19 protein-coding genes and 1 other RNA gene are annotated in these 20207 nt (G+C 28.4%); 7 read left to right on the forward strand and 13 right to left on the reverse strand.

What is annotated here, in order from left to right; genetic code table 11:
• Positions 1-91: 91 nt before the first annotated feature.
• The 5 genes from TEGL_RS16515 to TEGL_RS16535 all read right to left on the reverse strand — a co-directional run bounded on the left by TEGL_RS16515 (position 92) and on the right by TEGL_RS16535 (position 5161).
• On the reverse strand, positions 92-901 hold the full coding sequence (locus TEGL_RS16515; protein ID WP_018591576.1) for a metallophosphoesterase: 810 nt from the start codon (positions 899-901) through the stop codon (positions 92-94).
• Between the two features lie 77 nt (positions 902-978).
• Positions 979-1713 (reverse strand): hypothetical protein, encoded by a 735-nt coding sequence (locus tag TEGL_RS16520; RefSeq protein ID WP_018591577.1) that lies wholly within the window; start codon positions 1711-1713, stop codon positions 979-981.
• Positions 1714-2074: 361 nt separating this feature from the next.
• Positions 2075-3469 carry an aminopeptidase gene (locus TEGL_RS16525; RefSeq protein ID WP_018591578.1) on the reverse strand — a complete coding sequence of 465 codons (1395 nt, stop codon included), beginning with the start codon at positions 3467-3469 and terminating at the stop codon, positions 2075-2077.
• A gap of 32 nt (positions 3470-3501) precedes the next feature.
• A complete protein-coding gene (locus tag TEGL_RS16530; RefSeq protein WP_018591579.1) occupies positions 3502-3714 on the reverse strand; it encodes a DUF896 domain-containing protein in 213 nt (70 codons plus the stop codon).
• A 25-nt stretch (positions 3715-3739) separates the two neighbouring features.
• On the reverse strand, positions 3740-5161 hold the full coding sequence (locus TEGL_RS16535) for a PLP-dependent aminotransferase family protein (RefSeq protein WP_018591580.1): 1422 nt from the start codon (positions 5159-5161) through the stop codon (positions 3740-3742).
• A gap of 102 nt (positions 5162-5263) precedes the next feature.
• Here TEGL_RS16535 and TEGL_RS16540 point away from each other — a divergent pair, with 102 nt between their 5' ends.
• From TEGL_RS16540 to TEGL_RS16550, 3 genes are read left to right on the forward strand one after another with little or no spacing between them, the layout of a single operon-like run.
• The gene (locus TEGL_RS16540) at positions 5264-6058 is read left to right on the forward strand and encodes a histidinol-phosphatase HisJ family protein (RefSeq protein ID WP_018591581.1); all 795 of its coding nucleotides are present in this window, start codon (positions 5264-5266) and stop codon (positions 6056-6058) included.
• A 52-nt stretch (positions 6059-6110) separates the two neighbouring features.
• Positions 6111-7430 (forward strand): polysaccharide biosynthesis protein, encoded by a 1320-nt coding sequence (locus tag TEGL_RS16545; RefSeq protein ID WP_018591582.1) that lies wholly within the window; start codon positions 6111-6113, stop codon positions 7428-7430.
• Between the two features lie 17 nt (positions 7431-7447).
• Positions 7448-8095 carry a hypothetical protein gene (locus tag TEGL_RS16550; RefSeq protein ID WP_018591583.1) on the forward strand — a complete coding sequence of 216 codons (648 nt, stop codon included), beginning with the start codon at positions 7448-7450 and terminating at the stop codon, positions 8093-8095.
• Between the two features lie 141 nt (positions 8096-8236).
• Here the strand turns inward: TEGL_RS16550 and TEGL_RS16555 are convergent, their stop codons facing one another.
• Positions 8237-9445, reverse strand: coding sequence for a hypothetical protein (locus TEGL_RS16555; RefSeq protein WP_018591584.1), 1209 nt, complete (start codon positions 9443-9445; stop codon positions 8237-8239).
• Positions 9446-9621: 176 nt separating this feature from the next.
• On the opposite strand from TEGL_RS16555, the gene TEGL_RS16560 reads away from it, so the two are divergent.
• Complete coding sequence (locus TEGL_RS16560) at positions 9622-10638, forward strand: hypothetical protein (RefSeq protein WP_018591585.1); 1017 nt, start codon at positions 9622-9624, stop codon at positions 10636-10638.
• A 54-nt stretch (positions 10639-10692) separates the two neighbouring features.
• On the opposite strand, the gene ssrS is transcribed toward TEGL_RS16560, so the two are convergent.
• Positions 10693-10877, reverse strand: a non-coding RNA gene (ssrS, locus tag TEGL_RS16565) — 6S RNA.
• A gap of 151 nt (positions 10878-11028) precedes the next feature.
• On the reverse strand, positions 11029-11946 hold the full coding sequence (locus tag TEGL_RS16570) for a hypothetical protein (RefSeq protein WP_018591586.1): 918 nt from the start codon (positions 11944-11946) through the stop codon (positions 11029-11031).
• Between the two features lie 263 nt (positions 11947-12209).
• Here TEGL_RS16570 and TEGL_RS16575 point away from each other — a divergent pair, with 263 nt between their 5' ends.
• The 3 genes from TEGL_RS16575 (at position 12210) to TEGL_RS16585 (ending at position 14304) form a co-directional block, all read left to right on the forward strand.
• Positions 12210-13001: a zinc dependent phospholipase C family protein gene (locus TEGL_RS16575; RefSeq protein WP_018591587.1), complete on the forward strand. Its 792-nt coding sequence runs from the start codon at positions 12210-12212 to the stop codon at positions 12999-13001.
• 124 nt (positions 13002-13125) lie between these two features.
• A complete protein-coding gene (locus TEGL_RS16580; protein WP_018591588.1) occupies positions 13126-13665 on the forward strand; it encodes a biotin transporter BioY in 540 nt (179 codons plus the stop codon).
• Between the two features lie 234 nt (positions 13666-13899).
• The gene (locus tag TEGL_RS16585; protein WP_018591589.1) at positions 13900-14304 is read left to right on the forward strand and encodes a hypothetical protein; all 405 of its coding nucleotides are present in this window, start codon (positions 13900-13902) and stop codon (positions 14302-14304) included.
• 52 nt (positions 14305-14356) lie between these two features.
• Here TEGL_RS16585 and TEGL_RS16590 read toward each other — a convergent pair whose 3' ends face one another.
• The 5 genes from TEGL_RS16590 to TEGL_RS16610 all read right to left on the reverse strand — a co-directional run bounded on the left by TEGL_RS16590 (position 14357) and on the right by TEGL_RS16610 (position 20170).
• On the reverse strand, positions 14357-14971 hold the full coding sequence (locus TEGL_RS16590) for a hypothetical protein (RefSeq protein ID WP_018591590.1): 615 nt from the start codon (positions 14969-14971) through the stop codon (positions 14357-14359).
• A gap of 151 nt (positions 14972-15122) precedes the next feature.
• The gene (locus TEGL_RS16595; RefSeq protein ID WP_018591591.1) at positions 15123-15764 is read right to left on the reverse strand and encodes a cyclodeaminase/cyclohydrolase family protein; all 642 of its coding nucleotides are present in this window, start codon (positions 15762-15764) and stop codon (positions 15123-15125) included.
• A gap of 46 nt (positions 15765-15810) precedes the next feature.
• Entirely contained in the window at positions 15811-17076 is a 1266-nt protein-coding gene (gene hutI / locus TEGL_RS16600; protein WP_018591592.1) for an imidazolonepropionase, read from the reverse strand.
• A gap of 24 nt (positions 17077-17100) precedes the next feature.
• Entirely contained in the window at positions 17101-17976 is an 876-nt protein-coding gene (ftcD, locus tag TEGL_RS16605) for a glutamate formimidoyltransferase (RefSeq protein ID WP_018591593.1), read from the reverse strand.
• 151 nt (positions 17977-18127) lie between these two features.
• Positions 18128-20170: a urocanate hydratase gene (locus TEGL_RS16610; protein WP_018591594.1), complete on the reverse strand. Its 2043-nt coding sequence runs from the start codon at positions 20168-20170 to the stop codon at positions 18128-18130.
• Between the last annotated feature and the right edge of the window lie 37 nt (positions 20171-20207).

Consider the following 20207-nt stretch of genomic DNA (forward strand, 5'->3'; position numbering starts at 1 on the left):
AAAACTCATTTTTTATAACTATAGTTTAATATTAAGTTTTCTAAGTATACAGTATTTTCATATATTTTATACTAGTACAAGTGCATTCAGCCTAGTAATATTTATATTTTAGCGTTATCTTAACAACTTCCGGCTTACAGTTAATTCTAACAAGTATTTTAGATCCACCTAATCCTTTAGTAACTATCATAGTTGAATCATTTTTATCATATTTACCCAGATCATATTTAGGGAAAAATTGCCTGTTTGGCGATAATAAACCTCCTACAATAGGAATCCTAATTATCCCTCCATGTACATGACCAGACAAAATAAGATCCGCACCCCATTTTTCATAATCATCAAAGTGAAAAGGTGTATGAGCTAATAAAATATTGTACTCATTTTTATTTATAAGTGGCAAACTTCTTTGTATAAAGTCCTCATCTAAATTTGTACTTTTATCCTTATCAAGCAAGTATTTATAACATTTGAAAGGTATTGTTAATCCATAAATATTTATAAAACTTTCGCCTTTTTTTATTTGAATTTTTTCATTATCTAAATGAACAGCACTTAAGTCACGTAGCTTTTTAAAATACTCCTTATACAAATTTTTATATCTTTTTACTAAAGCCTTTTGTTCGTGATTACCCGTAATATGATAAACCTTATATTTAGTACTTAAATTTTTTAATAAGTCTAATGATACTTGGAAATTTTTATTTTCTCCATCTATTATATCTCCTGTAATAAGTATTACTTGAGGGTTAATTTGCTTAATAATATTAATTAAATTAATATTATTTTTACCAAAGGACTTATTATGCAAGTCACTAATTTGAACAATAACATAATCATTAAACTCTTGTGGTATTTTTTTATTTTCTATAATGTAATTAGCTATTTCTAATTTACTCATTTTTTATTATTTTCACCTACAATTTTTCTTATTATAAAAAAGTTATAGATTTCATTAAAATCTATAACTTTTTATCATTAATTATCTAGCATTATATTTTTTATCTCATTTATAACTTCTTTTTTATTATCAAGAATTTTAATCTCTGATATTTTATTATCTTTTGTGAATATTCCTAGTAACTTATTTTCATTATCCAAATTATAAACATTTATGGATTTTTCTACTTTGTCATATAAGTGTGCATCATAAGATGGTTGTTTATTCCCTACTATTGTTGGCATTTCACTAGAATCATCACCAATACAATCATCTAATTTTTTCATGTCTAAATCTGACATTCTAATTATATCTCCATTGTCATAACAATCTATAAGTATTTTAGATTTGTTAATATTTTTAGCTATATTAGATCTAGAATTAGAATAATCCACTATTTGTGCATTTTTTACTATTTTATTTTTTAAATGCAGGTATAGAGAAGTACTATTAGCATTCTCATCTGATACATTTTTCAAATAAACTAAATTTATATCTTCTAAATTTTCTAAATCATCTAGTGTATCTAAACTGTCTATTTTATTTTTATCTATCCAATATGCAGTAGTATTAGGCTCTCCCAAATTACTTAAGACATAATTGTAATCTTTGTTTTTTATTTCATTTACATCATTTTGAACTTTAGTCATAGTTTTTTGTTTAGTTGCTTCATCTGGCAAAGTTATGCCTTCATTTTGGACTTGATAATTGGAGCATCCCGTAAAAAGCATGGTTAAAATAATCAATGCAGATAATGATCTTTTAAGGTTCATAAATTAATCCTCCTTGTACCAAGTATAGGTAAATCTTTTATTTTGTCTCGCATAGATGATTTTTATCATTTTTTCTTATTTTTTAAATTATAACCTATAATTAACGGGAAATCATAACAAATATCATTCTGTAATTTTTTTGTAATACAAATTATGTCCCTGTATTTTTCTTATTATTAATATAACAAAAATTTCCTTAATAATCAACAACTCATATAGTTACTATAAGTTTTACCTATTATCATATGAAGCTGTATTTGTTTTATTTACTATGATTTAAGCCTACTTATCAAAAAGTTAAATTTTTTTAATTTTAATAAAAAAATCCTTCTATTTTATATAAAATAGAAGGATCCAAATTTTATAGATTTATATTTAAGAAAGCCTTATAACCTCTATACATTTCAAATATATCTGCTTTTGAAGCAACTTCATAAGGTGCATGCATACTAAGTAATCCTACACCACAATCTAAAACTTCAGCACCGTAATTAGCTAATATATAAGCTACAGTACCTCCGCCTCCTTGGTCAACTTTTCCAAGCTCTCCTGTTTGCCATACTACATTTTCTTTGTTAAATATTCTTCTTACTTCACAAACAAACTCTGCATTAGCATCACTTGTACCACTCTTTCCTCTTGAGCCAGAGTATTTCATTATAGCAACACCTTTACCCATGTGAGCTGAGTTAGACTTTTCATATGCTGAAGAAAAGTTTGGATCATAAGCTGCATTAACATCTCCAGATAATATTCTCGATCTTGACAGAGCTCTTTTTATTTTTAAGTCAGAATAATTTCCTTGTAAGTTTATTAACTCTGCCACAGTATTTTCAAAGAATTTTGAGTGCATTCCTGTATTACCATAAGAACCTGTTTCTTCTTTATCAACACATAATGTAACTGCTGTATATTCTGGTTTTTCAGTTTCAAATATTGCTTTTACACCTGCAAAGGCACATACTCTGTCATCTTGACCATAAGAAATAACCATTGATTTATCTATTCCTAAATCCTTAGCTTTTCCTGCTGGAACTACTTCTATTTCAGCACTCAAAAAATCTTCCTCAGTAATTCCATATTTTTCGTTTAATAACTTTAACATATTATATTTTACAGTTGCATTTTCTTCTTCATCAAAAGGAATGCTTCCTATTAGTACGTTTAAATCTTCTCCACCAATAGCTTCACTTACTTTCTTTTGATTTTGTTCTGCTGATAAGTGAGGCAATAAGTCATTTATGCAAAATACTGGATCTTCTTCATCGTCACCTATAGATATATCAACCTTAGTACCATCTTGTAAAATTGCTACTCCATATAGTGCAAGAGGCATAGATACCCATTGATATTTTTTAATTCCTCCATAATAATGAGTTTTGAAGTATGCCATATTATCATCTTCATATAATGGATTTTGTTTTAAGTCTAGTCTTGGTGAATCTATATGAGAAGCAATTATCTTCATACCTTCTTCTATATCTTTTTCACCAATTACAAATAAAGCTACACCTTTATCTTTATTTTCAGCAAAAATTTTATCTCCAGATTCTATTTTTCCTTTTTTAATTACTTCTTCTATAGATATAAAGCCTTGTGATAATGCTAGTCTAATAATTTCTCTAGCGCAAAGTCTTTCTGTTTTACCTTTGTTTAAGAAATCAATATATTCTTTTGAGTATGACATAACATTTTCCATATTATTCATTTCTTTTATAACTTTCCAACCATTTGCAAATTCATATTTTAAATCCATATTGAACTCCTTATTTATATATTTTATCAAAGCTAGTTTTGATTTTTCTTTATCAATTCATCGTACTCTTCTTGACTATGTACAACTTTCACATTTTCAAGTCTAGATTTAAAGTGCGATCTAAAATTTTCTAAGTATTCTTTTCTTAATACTTCTCTTTCTGCTAACTCTTCTTTTGTTAATCCTTCTTCTTTATTTTTTTTAGCTAAAAAATTTATTCTGTCTAATTTCTTTTGATCAAACATTTTTTCCTCCTAGTATTTTTACTTATTAATAAAATATTTTATTACTTCTTATAGTTTCTCCATTTTTATAAGATGTAATAAATTCTTCTAAATTATTTTCTATTATAGTTATTCCCTTTTCTATATCTTCAATTGTCTCATTGGCTATGTTAATTCTAAAAAACCTGTCATCCATTATATTATCAAAAAAATAAGTTCCTGGTGTAATACAAACTCCTTTTTCTAACATAAAGTTGTAGAAAACTTGAGATGAATATCCTCTTGGCAATTCAATAAAGAAATTTAGTCCACCTTGAGATTTGCATATTTTTAGCTTATCTCCTAATTTTTCTTCTAATAAAGATTTTGTTTTTCTATATTTTTTAGTATAAACTTTATCTATACTTTTTAAATATTCTTCCCAATTGAAATACTTCATATAATAGTACATAGACTTTTGTATAAGTCCTGGTGTAGATATATCTGAAGAATATTTTGCCCAAAGTATTTTCTTTTGCAGTTCTCTTGGTATATCAACTATACCAATTCTAAGACCTGGCATAAGTATTTTTGAAAAAGATTTAATATAAATAACCCTATTTTTCATATCGTAACTTTTAAGTGGTCTATTATCTTTACTATCAAAAATAAAGTCACTTATAAAGTCATCTTCTAAAATATAAAAATCATATTCTTCACTCAGTTCTATAAGCTTCTTTTTCTTATATTCACTATATGATATTCCACTTGGATTTTGAAAATTAGGCATAACATATATTAATTTAGGTTTTATTTTTTCTAATTTAAGCTTTAATATACCTATATCTATACCATCGTCTAACATAGGAATAGTAATTATTTTTGCGCCTCTACTTTTGAATACTTCTAAAGCACCATTGTAAGTTGGCTCTTCAACAAATACAACATCTGAATAATTTATAAGACCTTTACAAACTATATCTATACCTTGTTGAGCACCTGAAATTATCTGTATGTTATCTTTATTAGTATTTATTCTTTTCTTTTTTAAATATGTACTTAATTCTTCTCTTAGCTCTTCAGAACCTTTTCCTTCATCATACTCAAAAATAGATGCTCCGTCATTTTCCAATGCCATGTTTATGGCTGATTTAAAATTATCTAAAGGAAATACATCTTTCGATGGATTACCACTATCAAAGTGTATCATATCCTTATAATTTTCCAAGTTTACTTCTTTATTTGCCTTCATAGAGGAAACAAAAGTTCCGCTGCCTATTATTTTATATACATAGCCTTCTTTTTCCAGCAATTCGTACACCTTAACAATAGTAGCATTATTAACACTTATAAAATCTGCTAACTTTCTAATTGGTGGCAGTTTTTCATGTTCATTTATTTTTGCCCCAACAATCATCTCTTTTATATGATTATAAATTTGAATATATTTACTATTATTATCATCTAATTCTAATTTGTATTTATCCATTTAATCACCACTTACTTATTTTTAGATTTATTGATGTTTAAATATGTATTTGCTATCATTAATATATATAATACCAAATTTTTTATGAAAGGGGAAATAATAATGTTCTACGACTATCACATGCATTGTAACTTCTCTCCAGATAGTAAAACTCCCATAGAAAAAATGATTGAAACTTCTATTAACTTAGGTTTAGAGGAAATATGTTTTACAGATCATATGGACTATGATGTAAATCAAACAGATAAATTTGTTGTGAATTACGAAAAATATTTACATAAATTAGAATCAATGCAAAAAAAATACGAAAGCAAAATAAAAATAAAAAAGGGAATTGAATTAGGATTACAACCTCACCTTGCAGAAAGATATAATGAGGATATGAAAAACCATAAATTTGACTTTATATTATGTTCTCAACATGCCATAAATAAAAATGATTTATACTATGACGAATATTTTAAAGATAAAAATCAACATGAGGCCTACGAAGTCTATTACAAAACATTATATAAAATAGTTAAAAGTTTTAATAGCTATAGTGTTTTAGGTCATTTAGATTTAGTCAAAAGGTATGGAGATTATGAAAATCTTCTTGGAGATAGCTTATATATGGACATTATAGAGTCCATATTAAAAGAAGCCATTTATAATGGTAAAGGTATAGAAATAAATACTTCTTGTTTTAGATATAACCTACCTGATTTGACACCTTCAAGAAGCATAATATCTCTTTACAAAGAATTGGGTGGAGAAATTATTACTACAGGTTCTGATGCTCATTCCCCAGCTTTTATTTCTTGTAAATTTGATTATGTATACTCTTATTTAAAAGATTTAGGATTCAAATATATTTCTACCTTTGATAATTTAAAACCAAATTTTATAAAATTATAATTATTTTTTCACCTCCACAAGAATACATTTTTAATATGTGGAGGTGATTTTTTTGAGAATTCCTAATTTGGTTTTATCAACGATAATATTATTCATATCAAACCTAATAGTAAGAATATTAGGCTTTTTATATAAAATATTTCTATCACGGGTTATGGGAGATGTGGGCCTTGGAATATATCATATGGTCTTCAACTTCTTAATGATTTGTATTGCTCTGACCACCACAGGTATTCCCACTGCCCTTTCTTGCTTGGTTGCAAAGGAAAGTGCTTTGAAAGATAAAAAAGATGCAAATATATTTTTTATATCTACTTTATATGTGGCATTTTTTATATCTTTGTTAATTTCATTATTAGTATCTTTTAATAGTACATATTTATCTTTTAGACTTTTGCAGGATGAAAATTTAAATTTATTCATTCTTTCCATATGTCCAGCCATAGTTATAATTACTATTTCAAACGTGTTGAGAGGATATTTTTATGGAATAAAAAAAGTTATAGTTCCTGCTATAGGTCAGGTTATTGAACAAGTTACAAGAATTTTATTTGTGTTTTTATTAGCAATGTACATAAATGATAAGGCTATGATTTGTTATGTAACACTTCTTGGTATTTCCATTGGTGAGGCAACTAATGTGATTTATATGAGTATCTGTCTTTATAAAGAATCATCCTTATATAATAAATTTACTATAAGACTTAGAGATTTTTATTATTCTTCTATGGAAACTTTAAAAATGGCTCTACCTATTACATGCAATAGAATGTCTTCTGTTGTTTTACAATCAGTAAGCTCTATGATAGTACCTTCTAGATTAGTTTTGTCTGGAATATCATATACACAGTCCATAGGACTTTATGGTATTGTTTGTGGTATGGTAATGCCTTTTGTATATCTTCCTTTTACCATAGGCTCCGCTCTTGTTGTAAATTTAATTCCAAGCATCTCTCAAGAGGTTGCTTTGAATAAAATTAAAAATGTAAAAATAAAAATATACTATGCTGTTGTTTTAACTATAGGTGTAGGTATTGTATCTTCTTTATTTTTTTATTTTTTCGGAGAACAATTATGTTTAATAGTTTTTAACAATAAAACCGCTGGAATTTATCTAAAAACTATGTTTCTAGCTCCTCTTTTTCTTAGCTTAAATCAAACTTTATCAGGAATACTTCATTCTATAAGAAAAGAGGTTATATCTAGCGTAAATACCATTATTGGTATGATTATTCAAGTTATTGCTATTTATTACTTATTGCCTATACCTAGTCTAAATATGTATGCCTATATTTATGCTATAACTGCCACATCTATCTTTACAACGCTTCTTCACAGTATAGTTTTAATAAAAGCATTGAAAAAAATGTAAGGAAAGTAGGTGAAACTTTGATTAATAATATAAAACCATTTTATGTTTATGAAGAAAATAACTCCTTATTTATAAAAAACATTAATGAAAAAATAGATAAAATTGCAAATAACATTATTTTATATTGTGCAAATTTTGATGATAATAATCTTATTCATATTTGCTCCATTGATACAAAAGGTAGGCTAATTCACTTTATGTACAAAGATGGTAAGATAAGGAGAAGATACCTTTGTAAAGTCTGTAATAATACAAATAACTTAAAAAATATGAGACTTTTTATTATTAAAAATAATTTAAATGTGTTTTTGGTGGAGGAATCTACCATAAAAGGTAGTTGCTATAGGCTATATCATTATAATTTTAGTCCGAGCAATTATAATCTTCATAAATACCATATTAATAACATTGTTAAAAATGATGAATATATTTATAAATTAGATATTGATGATATGAGCAATATGATTTTTACCTATGATACTGTAGAAAATAATAATAGATCTGAAGTTAACACTAAAACTTTAGTTTTTAATTATGCTAATAACAAATGGATGCCAACTCATAACTTACCTAGAAGCGTCTCATCCTTTTCTAACTTTAAATCTACCTCGACTATTAAAGATGATCTATTTGAGTATTGCTATAGTATCCTTTATAAAAGTTAATATGCTAAAAATCAAATGAACTGCAATTTACTTACAATTAAAAGAGGACTATCATTATATGATAGTCCTCTTTGTTAGTAGAATAAAGATGTTTGGTTAATCCTTTCTCTAATCATTTGTTATATATTTTAATTCTCTAAATTATTCACCACAACCTGGAAATTTACAAACATTTGCAAAAGTATCTACCACTCTTGGGCTAAAGTTTGTTTCAGCTAGAACTACTAGTTGATCTCCTAGTAAAGCACTAACTGTTTCTTCAACACATAGTATTAAGTCTATTCCACTTGGTATTGTAAACTCGAAACAATCGAAGTCGAAATCACAATCATGTCTGCGATCACAGTCACAGTCACAGTCACAATCACAGTCATGATGTCTGTCATGATCTCTATCACAGTCACAGTCAAAGCAATCTTCTGCAGAAATAAATGCGTTAGATATACAATCAACTGTTAACTTAGTTAAATAATCTTGTCTTAATGTTATTGATCTACCACTAGATGGACAGCATATATTAGAAGCTAGTGTGTTAAATTTAAATTCAACACAATCTACTCTACACAATTGTCCATTACCTCTTTTTACTGCTGGGAATGCAAGAGCAACTATTTTAGTACATCCACAATGTCCTCTTATTTCTAGAACTAAGTCCTCTACTCTTACAGCTAATCCTCTTTCTCTAAATAATACATTCTGTCCTTTATTTTGTGCACAACAATTAGCATTTCTTCTTGGACATACTATTGATTCAAATACTGTATCACAAGGTGAATTATTTTCAACTGGAGTTACTATAAAATCATCTACAGTTATATCTCCAGGACATATCTCAAGCTCTTCAAAATTCACACAAACCTCGTCAACTATAACTTTTGCTAATCCTCTAGATGGTACATTACCCCTTACTTCTATAACTTCAAAATCAAAGAATAAAGTTTGTCCATTTGGTCCCGTAGCATCTGTAAATGCTCTAAATTGTATTGAGTCAAATATTCTATTTGTTTCTATAGCTACTGGAGACGCGTTTCTTGTTGAAAAAGTTGGTCTTATTCCATTACAGCATTCTTCTCTACATGGATTTACTGAACATTCTTCAGATACAACTTCACATTCTTTACATTCTTCATGTTTTTTACATTCACAATGACATTCACACTCATGCTTATCATGCTTATCATTGCATTTATTTTTATGTGATTCCATATCATTGTTACACTTACATCCTCTGTCCAATTCATCTACTTCTACTGCTACTACTGATTCTATCTCTTCTTTCTCAGGACGATTACTCATTGTAGACATTTGTTTATTGTTCATTTTTCTTTTATTCTTTTTTAAATCTTGCATTTTTTATTATCCTCCCTTATTGATATTGATAAAAATGTCTTGGCTTTGTAAGCCTAATAAATAATATGCTTTTTGATGAATAAGTGTTACATAACTATACATGTACATAAAAAAAAGTAGAATATAAATTTTTTTTGTAAATATATTATAATATGTATATTTTTAGGAGGTTAAAAATGAGCTTTATAAATGAATGCCATGCTATAATTAGAAGAAGCACTAAGGATATGTTTTATATATCCCTTAATGATGACGGACTTTACTACAACTATTATGATACCGACAATAATTTAGTTCATAGAAATAAATTAATAGGTGATATTGATATAAATTTCACCAAATATTCCTTTTCCATTGATAAAGATGATAATGTTTACTGTATTTACTGTGATAAATCTCTACAAATATTAGAATGTAAAAATAACTCTAAAATTTTTACCCAAAAAGAATCTATAACTTATAATTTCAAAAAATTTGGATTAGCCTTTCCTTATGTAAAATATATACATAATAACGCTCATATTTTTTATTATGTATTTAATAATAGTTCGACTAACACATGCGCTCTTTTCCATCACTATAAAAACAATGATTATTGGATAGAAAATAAGATTGATTTTATTAACCACTTAGTATTAGATAGTTTTACTGTTCTATGGAATGAATCCGTGCCAACTATATTTTATCTCAAATTAGTAAATGGTTGTGAAGAGGTCTTTGCATCAAGATTTAACTTAGGTACTTTTTGTTGGAGTGACCCTATACAAATTACAAGCTCTGGTAAAAATAAAATCTATTTAGACATTATTAGAGACAGTATGAATTTTTATCATATATGTTTTTGTGAATATATAAAAAATGGCTATGTTGTAAAATACATAAGTGGATACCTTAATGAAAATAAGTTTAATATTGATACCTCTTCATATTTAAGTGAACCTTCCACTTGTATGTATCCTTCCTTAGTTAAAACAGATAACACTCTTTTTGTATCTTGGGTAAACTTTAACAAGTTATTTACTTCTAGCTCCGATAACTTAGGTAAAACCTGGTCTCACTCTACTATAGATGAATTTTCTACAGAAGATGATTTTATTAGAGCTGCATTTTATTCTAATTATGAAAAAGATTTGAAATATAATGTGAGTCATGTTTTTTCAACGCTTAATGATGTGGGTATTTTGGGAATTTAGTATCTAAAATTAAAAATTTGCAAAATAAAAATGTTGCTAAAATAGCAACATTTTTTTATTCCCAAGGCACCGTTGGTCCCATAAATTCAGACCCGAGAATCTCCCAGGTGGGTGACCTGCTCGCAAGTTTAAATTCCTTTATATAAATATAATGGCCTCTTACTATTGCAAGACCCGATCTCCCGTATAGTGCATGTCGGTTGAATTTAAAGGTTACCTCTCGTATGTCTCAGGAGTTTTTTCTTTTTTATTTATATTTATTATAATACAAAAGTCGAAATAATTAAAGTAGTTTATTCTGTAAAAGTTTTTAAATTTAAGATATTTTTACAATATCTTGTAATTTGACTTATGTAAGTATTCAAATGTTATCTAAAATAGTGTATTTCATCACATTTGTTTTTTTCTTCTGTTTCTACTTTTTTTAGATTTACTTTTGCTATGTTTTTTATTATTAGTCATAGCTTTGTTTTCTTCCAAATATTCGTCATAATCATCTGCTAAATTTTCCTCTTCTACGTCTTCTAAGTCATCTTCGTCGACTTCTACATAGTCATATTCTTTTTCTTCTTCCTCTTCATCATCATCTAAACTTCTCAATAAACTTCCTAATAATTTCAAATTGCTAATACTTCCTAAATTATTAATATCTGCTAGAGAACTTAGACTAAATCCTCCACCTTCTTCTCCATCTGGTAAAAATAACTCTGCAAATAAATCTATCATTTTTTTCATTTCAAGAGCTTTTTCAACAGATTGTTTTTTCTTTTCAGGGAAAACTTCTATTATCTCTTTAATCATCATATTTTTCTTATCTTCTTCATCCATACTTCTGAAAAATTCACTTTCGTCTCCTTCGCTCAATATATTAATGTCATTTAATTTTTTTATCCCTTTCACTAAATCAAGAACACTTTCCAGCTTTATCAGTATATTTCTTTCCTCTTTATTCATATACTTCTTAGTTCTTGTTATTATTTCCATTCCTCTATCTAAATCTTCTTCACTTAGATCCATTAAATTAATACCTTTGTTAACGTCCGTAATATCAAATTTTAAAATATTTTTAATAGGATCATTCTTTCTTTCTCTAGTAGGATCTTTGCTTCGTGTTTTCTTTTTAATTTTTTTAACTTTTCTAACTGTTGGACCACTTCTTTTACTTTGATTATTTTTAACATTTGGCTCAATAACATCCACTTTTGTCGACTCCTCTGCAGGCTTATTTGATTTATTTTTATTATCAAATAATGATACATTACCATTACTTAATACCATCATTGCAAGTATTAACAGTAAATTGTTCACACAAGTCACCCCTTAATATTACTACCCCTTCTTAATAAAATATGAATCCCAAATCATATGTGTTACATTTTTAATATACTAATGCATATATATTTTTTATAAGGATTTATTTATCTTAATTAATCCAACTACCTTATTTACAAATTACTTCTATATATTAATACTATGAGAAAAATTCTATATATATTATAGAAAGTAATTTTTTTCTTCGAAAGTTGATATACTAAGTCTTATACATAATATTTCATTTGGAGGTAGTAGCTATGCCTGGAACTTATGCGCATTATACTTTTGGAAAAAAAGTTTTAGATCAAGTAGATGATGAGATTTCGAAGATTATTTTTAAAAATATAGAACTATTTTTTATAGGCCTTCATGGTCCAGATATTTTCTTTTACTACAAACCAATACTCTACCGCAATCCCACAAATAAATTAGGGCATGATGTTCACTACGAAAAAGCAAATGTATTTTTTGAAAAATCAAGAAGTATAATAGAAAAATCTAAAGAACGAGAAAAATCCTTAGCTTATACATTCGGATTTTTATGCCATTTCATGTTAGACAGTGAATGTCACCCTTATATAAATAAGATGACTAAAGAAGAGAAATTATCTCATACTGAAATTGAATCTGAATTTGATAAATTATTAATATATAAGGAAGGTAAAAATCCTTTTGATATAGACTTAACTACTCATATTCATACGGATAGCACTTTAGCAGAAATTATATCACCATTTTTTAATACTTCTACTTATAAAATAACAAGGGCCCTTAACTCAATGAAATTTTATAATTCTATTTTTAATACATCAAATAAGTTAAGTAGATTTATTATTTTTTCTGGGCTTAAAATTGTAGCCCTTTATAATAAATTGCATGGCATATTTTTTAATTTAAATGAAAATCCTAAATGCAAAAATATATGTGTGAACATTGAATATTTATATGATCACTCTGTTAGCAAGGCTGTTTGTATGCTAGAAGATTTTTATTTATCTATTAAAGATAATTCTCCCTTTCCTGAAAGGTTAAATAGAAATTTTGAATAAACATGAATAAATTTTTACATCTTATATATAAATTTTCTTGATTTTTTATTATTTTTCTATATAATTAAGTTAACCATTTATTTTTATAGGTTAACCTAAACAATAATTATTCAGGAGGACTATTATGAAACTTTCAACTAAAGAACTTATACTCTGTGCTCTTTTTGCTGCTATAATAGCAATTTTAGCTCAAATTTCAATACCATTACCTTTTACAACTGTTCCACTTACTATGTTAATTTTTGCTGTAGCTGTAACAGGATTAATTCTAGGACCGAAATTAGGTGCTATTTCTGTTTTAATTTATTTATTATTAGGCGGAATAGGCCTACCCGTATTCGCTCAATTTTCAGCAGGAACTGGTGTTTTATTTGGACCAACAGGAGGATACTTATTAGGACTTCCTTTAATGGTTTATATAGTAGGCTTTGGCAAAGATAAATCTTCATCTCCTATAATAATCTTCTTATCTTTAATAATAGGATTAATTAGTGTGTATATAACAGGAACTTTAATGTTTGCTGCAATTACTGGAAATACAATTTACCAAAGTATACTATACTGTGTAGCTCCTTTCGCTTTTGTAGATTTAATAAAGTTAATATTAGCTTACATTATAGGCTTATCTGTTTCAAAAAGAGTATCATTTACTGCCACATTTTAATAATAATTAATTTAATTAAAATTTATATATTTATAAAAGACTGTATCCACTTACAGTCTTTTTTTATTTGTTTATTAATATACTTATATTAAAGATTTATTTTAGAAGAGTAACACTATTAAAACACTTTTGCATATATTAAATAATAGGTTAATTAGCACTAGGTTAAATATACAATATTTGAACATATAATCTGAAAATCTAAATAAAAAGTAATATGGAAAGGAGTTTGCTATGAAAAAAGTAGATCCAAAGACTCTTGAAAAGTTTGCTAAAGAAAAAAATATTGATAAAAACAAAGTTGAAAAAATAGCTGAAGGCTATAAAGGAAAGTCAGAAGATGAACTTATTGATGAGCTTGTAAAAATCGGTAAAAACTTAAAAGGTAAAGATGAAGTAGTCTCTAAATTCAAAAATTTCTTAGATCCCGAGCAACAAGAAAAGCTTGATACTATAATGAATAAAATAACAAATGCAGAAGTACAAGAAAAAGTTAAGAAAAATACTAAAAAGACTAAGTCTATTAATAAAAATAATAATACTCAAATTGAAGAAAGTACTCCAACTACTAAGAAAAAGGTTAAAAAAGTTAAAAGGGTTAAAAAGTCATCTAGTAGAGATAGCTCATCTGAAAATTAATTAGTCAACAAATAAAAAAATCCAACAATTTTATATTGTTGGATTTTTTATGCTATTCACTTCGTTTATTAGTTACATCTTCCATATTAATTATTCCACTTTCATAAGTAACTTTCATTTTAATAGAATCTAATTTATCACTATAAGCTTCTTTTGGTATATTAGCTTCGTAATAGTTACTTTCATCAATAAATTCATTATTTTCATCATACATAGGCTCTTTATTATATTCACATTTATAAGCTTTTTCCTTATTATCATTAAGTATTATCTCTATACTTTTTATTTTATTTTCATGAGACTCATCTTCAGTATAAGGATAAGCGTTAAAGTATATACCATCATCATTGTAACCCCAACTCACATTAGGTAGTTCAGGCATAAATAAATGTTTATCTAAATCTTCCACATCACTACTTTCCGTTTTGTCTCCCTTAATTAAGATTTTATATTTATAGTCATTATCATATGAAAATACAAAGTTTCCAACATAAGATAATTCACTGTCTTTTTTTAACTCTAGCTCCTGCCAATTTTTTGATCTTTTATCCTTATACATAAACATAACTCTTGAACTTCCTTTTAATTCACTTAACTCTGCTCTAACAGTTAAATCATAACCTTTATCCGTATTTTTATTTAATTTAAAACTTACATCTTTAGTCAAATGTGATTTCCCCCTCTTATATCCCTAAAGCTTATTACTATTTAAATACAATTATATACATAATATTAAAATTATACCAAGTTACATAGTTGTAACTTGAAGTAGGGTAATATAAAAACCCATCCCTAAATTGAAGGATGGGTTTTCTATATTATTCTATTGAACTGTGTATCTTATCTAATATTTTATCTCTCATTTCTTTTCCTTGATTTAACATTTCTGCGCAATTATCAGCATATTTTTTTGCAAGTTCTTTATTTTCCAAGCCCATAAGATTAACTTTAACATTGAGTATGGCACCCTCAAGCCCTGTACAAAGCATCAATGTTCCCACACCAATGTCAGTAATGGCATTTTGGTTTCCATTATCTACTAAGAACTCTAACTCCTTCATTGCATCTAATGACAATGCGGCCGTCTTATATGGAACTTTTATAGAGTATAATGTTGCATCTGCCATAGCCTGTTGTCTTTCTGTTATTTGTTTAAAAGTATCCTTTGGCATTTTTAAAGCTTTCATAAATTCATTGAAAGACTTAGTATCTTCGTCCACAAGTTTACTCATTTCTTCTCTTATTTTTCCCAGTTTATCAAACCTAACTTCAAATTCTTCCTTCACAGCATGGTCTAAAGCTTCGTATTTCTTTTTCCCAAAGCTTAGGTGAGCCATCATTCTAGAAAGACCAATACCTATATCAGAAGCAAGAGCAGCCACTGAACCACCACCTGGTGCTGGTGAATTTGAATCTACTTCATTTGTAAAGTTTGTAACTGTCATATCTATTAATTTCATATACATCCCCCTAAAAAATTTCCATGTTCATGCTTTTGGAAATGTTTTAATAAACTACATGCTTGCTTTTAACCACAAGTTTACCTTCTTTATAAACCCTATCTATATGGTTTATTCCAAAATGATACATTAAATATTCCACATTTGGTGCATCAAATACTGCAATATCAGCTTTTTTACCTACTTCAATAGAACCTATTTCTGTTGCCCTATCTACACAGTGAGCTGCATTTATTGTTACTGCTGTTAATACTTCATTTGGTGTCATTTTTAAGTTTAAGCAACCAAGTTGCATTACAAATTGTAAGTTTTCACTTGGACAACTTCCTGGATTATAATCACTTGATAAGCTTATTGGTACATTTAAGTCAATCATCTTTCTACCATTTGCAGATGGTTTGTTTAAATTAAATGATGTTCCTGGAAGAATATTTGCTATAATACCTTTCCCAGCCATGTCTTTTAGACCTTGCTCGCTGGCAGCCATTAAATGATCTGCTGATATGCAACCAAGCTTAGCAGCAAGTTCTGCTCCACCTATAGGAACAATTTCATCCGCATGAATTTTTAATTTATAACCCATTTCCTTTGCTTTGCTGAGTATGTAATCACTTTCTTCCACTGAAAATACACCTTCTTCGCAAAATACATCACAAAATTCAGCTAGACCCAGTTCTTTAACTTTCGGCATAATTTCTTCCACCAATAGTTTAATATATGCTTCACTGTTTGACTTATATTCCACTGGCACTGCATGTGCTCCTAAAAATGTGTGTACTAAATCTACAGGGTGATCCTCGTCTAATTTATGAGCCACTTGAAGTTGCTTAACTTCAGTTTCAAGTTCTAGACCATATCCACTCTTTTCTTCCACGGTAGTTACACCAAACTCTAACATTCTATCTAAACTTTTTTTCGCTTTTTTATATAATTCATCAAAGGTAGCTTTCTTTGTAGAATTTACTGTGCTTAGAATGCCTCCACCTTCTTGTAAAATCTGAATATAAGGTACACCATTTAATTTTTTTGAAAATTCATTTTCTCTAGAACCTCCGTGAACTAAATGAGTGTGAGAGTCAATAAGACCAGGAGTTACAAGCATTCCACTTGCATCATCTATTACAGTATTTTCTCCTACTAACTCTTTATAATCTTCACCAGTTCCAACCTTAAAAATTTTACCTTCAACTACTGCAATATAAGCATTTTCCAATACTGTTAGCTCATTCATTTCCTTTCCTGTTTTAGGCAGGAATGAGCCTTCCATAGTAACTAACTTTCCTATATTTTTTATAATTAAATCCATTTTCATTTTAATCTACTCCATTTAACTAGATTATAGTACTTTGTCTAAAGAGAAGTTTTCCAGACCTAAATAATAAGCTGCTGTATCTATTAAGGCTTCCATTGGGCAAAGTCCTACTATTTCACTTCCTGTAACATTTACACCATATCTTCTAGCTTCCATTTTTACTGCTTCAAAAGCTCTATATATGGCAGTTTTGCTATAATCAGTTAAGTTCATAGTAACTTGAGTTATATTTCTTTCAGGTACTTCTACTGGTCCTGCTTTGATATATCTATATCCACCACTAGAGTGTCTTATAGTTTTTGCAATCTTACTTGCTATTTCTATATTAGGCGTGTCTAGGTTTATATTATATGCTATAAGAGGCTTTCTAGCTCCTATTGCTATGGCACCAGCAGTTGGATGTTTTTTTGTAGGTCCAAAATCTGGCTCCCAATCTGGATTTTTTAATTTTTCATCTAAACCTTCATACTCTCCTTTTCTAACAACAGCTAAATTTTCTCTTTCAGGTTTTGTTGCAGAAGCTTCATAAAGAAATACTGGTATATTGTAAGATTTCCCTACCATTTCCCCTAATTCTTTTGAAAGAGCAACTGCATCTTCCATAGTCATTCCTTTTATAGGAATAAATGGACAAACATCACAAGCTCCAAATCTAGAGTGTTGTCCTTTGTGATGGTTCATATCTATAACTTCTGATGCCACACCTATTGCTTCAAAAACTGCTTTTTTTACAGCTTGTGGCTCACCTATTACAGTAACTACTACTCTATTATAGTCTTTGTCTGCTTCATAGTTTAATAGTTTAACCCCTGGAACACCTCTTAGCGGGCTTACTATCTTTTCTATTTTATCTAAGTCTACACCTTCACTAAAATTTGGTACGCATTGTACTATTGCCATATTTTTTTCCCCCTATTTACCATAATTATTTTAGTTAATATTTTATATATTTATAAACAAAGTCTATACTTCTAGTAATAAACTGCATAGACTTTGCCTTATAAACCTAATTAGTTTTAAGTAAGATTTATATCCTCAGTGGATAAAATTTTTATTCAAATATTTTATCTCCAACTAAATCCTCAATCATTTCATCATCTGCTATAAATGGAAGCGTTAAATGATCTTTTCCTTCACACATTTTGTTGTATTCCATAACTGTAGTTATAGAATTTTCATTTCTAGCCCAAGCACGTCTAGCAACTCCACTCATAACATCCCAAGGCATAGAAGTTCTTAGTATATCATCAACTCGCTGAGATCCATCAAGAACCATCCCAAAACCACCATTTATAGATTTACCTATTCCTACTCCTCCACCATTGTGAAGAGCTACTAAACTCATTCCTCTAGCGCAGTTTCCTGCAAAACAATGAGTAGCCATATCAGCCATTATATTACTTCCATCTTTTATATTAGAAGTTTCTCTAAATGGAGAATCTGTTCCTGATACGTCATGATGATCTCTACCCATCATAACTGGTCCTATTTCTCCACGTCTTACCATATCGTTAAATTTAAGAGCTATGTTAGTTCTTCCCATAGCATCTTGATATAATATTCTTGCTTGTGTTCCCACAACAAGATTGTTTTTAACCGCATCTCTTATCCATATCCAGTTATCTCTATCTTGATATCTTCTGTCTGGATCTATACAGCTCATAGCTGCTCCATCAGTTTTAACTAAATCTTCATGCTTGCCACTTAAACAAACCCATCTAAATGGACCATATCCAAAGTCAAATAGTTGAGGACCTAAAATATCTTCAACATAAGATGGGAATATAAATCCATCTTTTTCATCTACACCATTTTTAGAAATTTCTTTACATCCAGCATCATAAACTGCCTTCATAAAACTATTGCCGTAATCAAAGAAGTAAACTCCTCTATCATGTAAAGTCTTAATTAGTTCAAAGTGTTTTCTTAAAGTTTCGTCTACTAAATGAGCAAATTTTTGTGGATCGTGAGCTAGTAATTCTGTTCTTTCTTCAAAAGTAATTCCAACTGGACAGTAACCTCCATCATAAACTGCATGACAAGAAGTTTGGTCTGATAATAAATCTATATGAATATTTTTATCTACTGCATATTCAAGCAAATCAACTATATTACCATGAAAAGCTATGGCACAAGGTTCTTTTGCATTCATTTTTTCTTTAGCAAGTTTAAAAGTATCTTCTGGACAATTGCTTACTTCACTTACCCATCCTTGGTCAAACCTAGTTTTTATCCTAGATATATCAACTTCTGCAACTATTCCAACACCGCCTGCTATTTCTACAGCTTTACCTTGAGCACCACTCATACCTCCAAGGCCTGAAGTAACAAACAATCTTCCACTTAGATCTTCATCTTGAGGTATTCCAAGTTTTAATCTTCCTGCATTTAATATAGTTGAGTAAGTCCCATGAACTATACCTTGTGGACCTATATACATCCATCCACCTGCTGTCATTTGACCATAGTTTGCCACACCTATAGCAGTTGCTCTTTTCCAGTCATCTAAATTATCAAACATCCCTATCATAAGTGAGTTTGTAAGTATAACTCTAGGTGCGTCTGGTTTAGATTTAAAAAGTCCCACAGGATGACCAGATTGTATAACTAAAGTTTGATCTTGCGTTAAAACTTCTAAGTATTTTTTGACAAGTTGGTATTGCATCCAGTTTTGAAATACTTGACCTGTTTCTCCATAAGTTACAAGTTCATAAGGATAAAGTGCTACATCAAAATCTAAGTTATTATCTATCATAACCTGAAAAGCTTTTCCATCTGTGCATTTTCCTTCATATTCATCTATTGGCTTTCCATAAAGCTTACCTTCTGGTCTAAATCTATAACCATAAATTCTTCCATAAGTCATTAGTTCATCTAAAAACTCTGGTGCTAAATCTTCATGATAATCCTCTGGTATATATCTTAAAGCATTTTTCAAAGCTAATTTTATATCAGCATTACTTAGTTTTGCTTCTCTTCTTGGGGCTCTTCTTATGCCCTTTTCAAATGTAGGTATTTCCTTTGGTATATCTGTTAGTTTAATCATCATAGCATTTTTAATATCTTCATTATTAAAATTCAAAGCTTTTTCCATTTTGATTTCCCCTTTAACCTTTAAAAAATTTATTTTT

This window comes from Terrisporobacter glycolicus ATCC 14880 = DSM 1288, from assembly GCF_036812735.1.
Lineage (GTDB): Bacteria > Bacillota > Clostridia > Peptostreptococcales > Peptostreptococcaceae > Terrisporobacter > Terrisporobacter glycolicus.

Bases quoted from the DNA above. Each gene is read 5' to 3' on its own strand.
- TEGL_RS16515 (WP_018591576.1), bottom strand. From the start codon at position 901: ATGAGTAAATTAGAAATAGCTAATTACATTATAGAAAATAAAAAAATA.
- TEGL_RS16520 (WP_018591577.1), bottom strand. From the start codon at position 1,713: ATGAACCTTAAAAGATCATTATCTGCATTGATTATTTTAACCATGCTT.
- TEGL_RS16525 (WP_018591578.1), bottom strand. From the start codon at position 3,469: ATGGATTTAAAATATGAATTTGCAAATGGTTGGAAAGTTATAAAAGAA.
- TEGL_RS16530 (WP_018591579.1), bottom strand. From the start codon at position 3,714: ATGTTTGATCAAAAGAAATTAGACAGAATAAATTTTTTAGCTAAAAAA.
- TEGL_RS16535 (WP_018591580.1), bottom strand. From the start codon at position 5,161: ATGGATAAATACAAATTAGAATTAGATGATAATAATAGTAAATATATT.
- TEGL_RS16540 (WP_018591581.1), top strand. From the start codon at position 5,264: ATGTTCTACGACTATCACATGCATTGTAACTTCTCTCCAGATAGTAAA.
- TEGL_RS16555 (WP_018591584.1), bottom strand. From the start codon at position 9,445: ATGCAAGATTTAAAAAAGAATAAAAGAAAAATGAACAATAAACAAATG.
- TEGL_RS16560 (WP_018591585.1), top strand. From the start codon at position 9,622: ATGAGCTTTATAAATGAATGCCATGCTATAATTAGAAGAAGCACTAAG.
- TEGL_RS16575 (WP_018591587.1), top strand. From the start codon at position 12,210: ATGCCTGGAACTTATGCGCATTATACTTTTGGAAAAAAAGTTTTAGAT.
- TEGL_RS16580 (WP_018591588.1), top strand. From the start codon at position 13,126: ATGAAACTTTCAACTAAAGAACTTATACTCTGTGCTCTTTTTGCTGCT.
- TEGL_RS16585 (WP_018591589.1), top strand. From the start codon at position 13,900: ATGAAAAAAGTAGATCCAAAGACTCTTGAAAAGTTTGCTAAAGAAAAA.
- TEGL_RS16595 (WP_018591591.1), bottom strand. From the start codon at position 15,764: ATGAAATTAATAGATATGACAGTTACAAACTTTACAAATGAAGTAGAT.
- hutI (WP_018591592.1), bottom strand. From the start codon at position 17,076: ATGAAAATGGATTTAATTATAAAAAATATAGGAAAGTTAGTTACTATG.
- ftcD (WP_018591593.1), bottom strand. From the start codon at position 17,976: ATGGCAATAGTACAATGCGTACCAAATTTTAGTGAAGGTGTAGACTTA.
- TEGL_RS16610 (WP_018591594.1), bottom strand. From the start codon at position 20,170: ATGGAAAAAGCTTTGAATTTTAATAATGAAGATATTAAAAATGCTATG.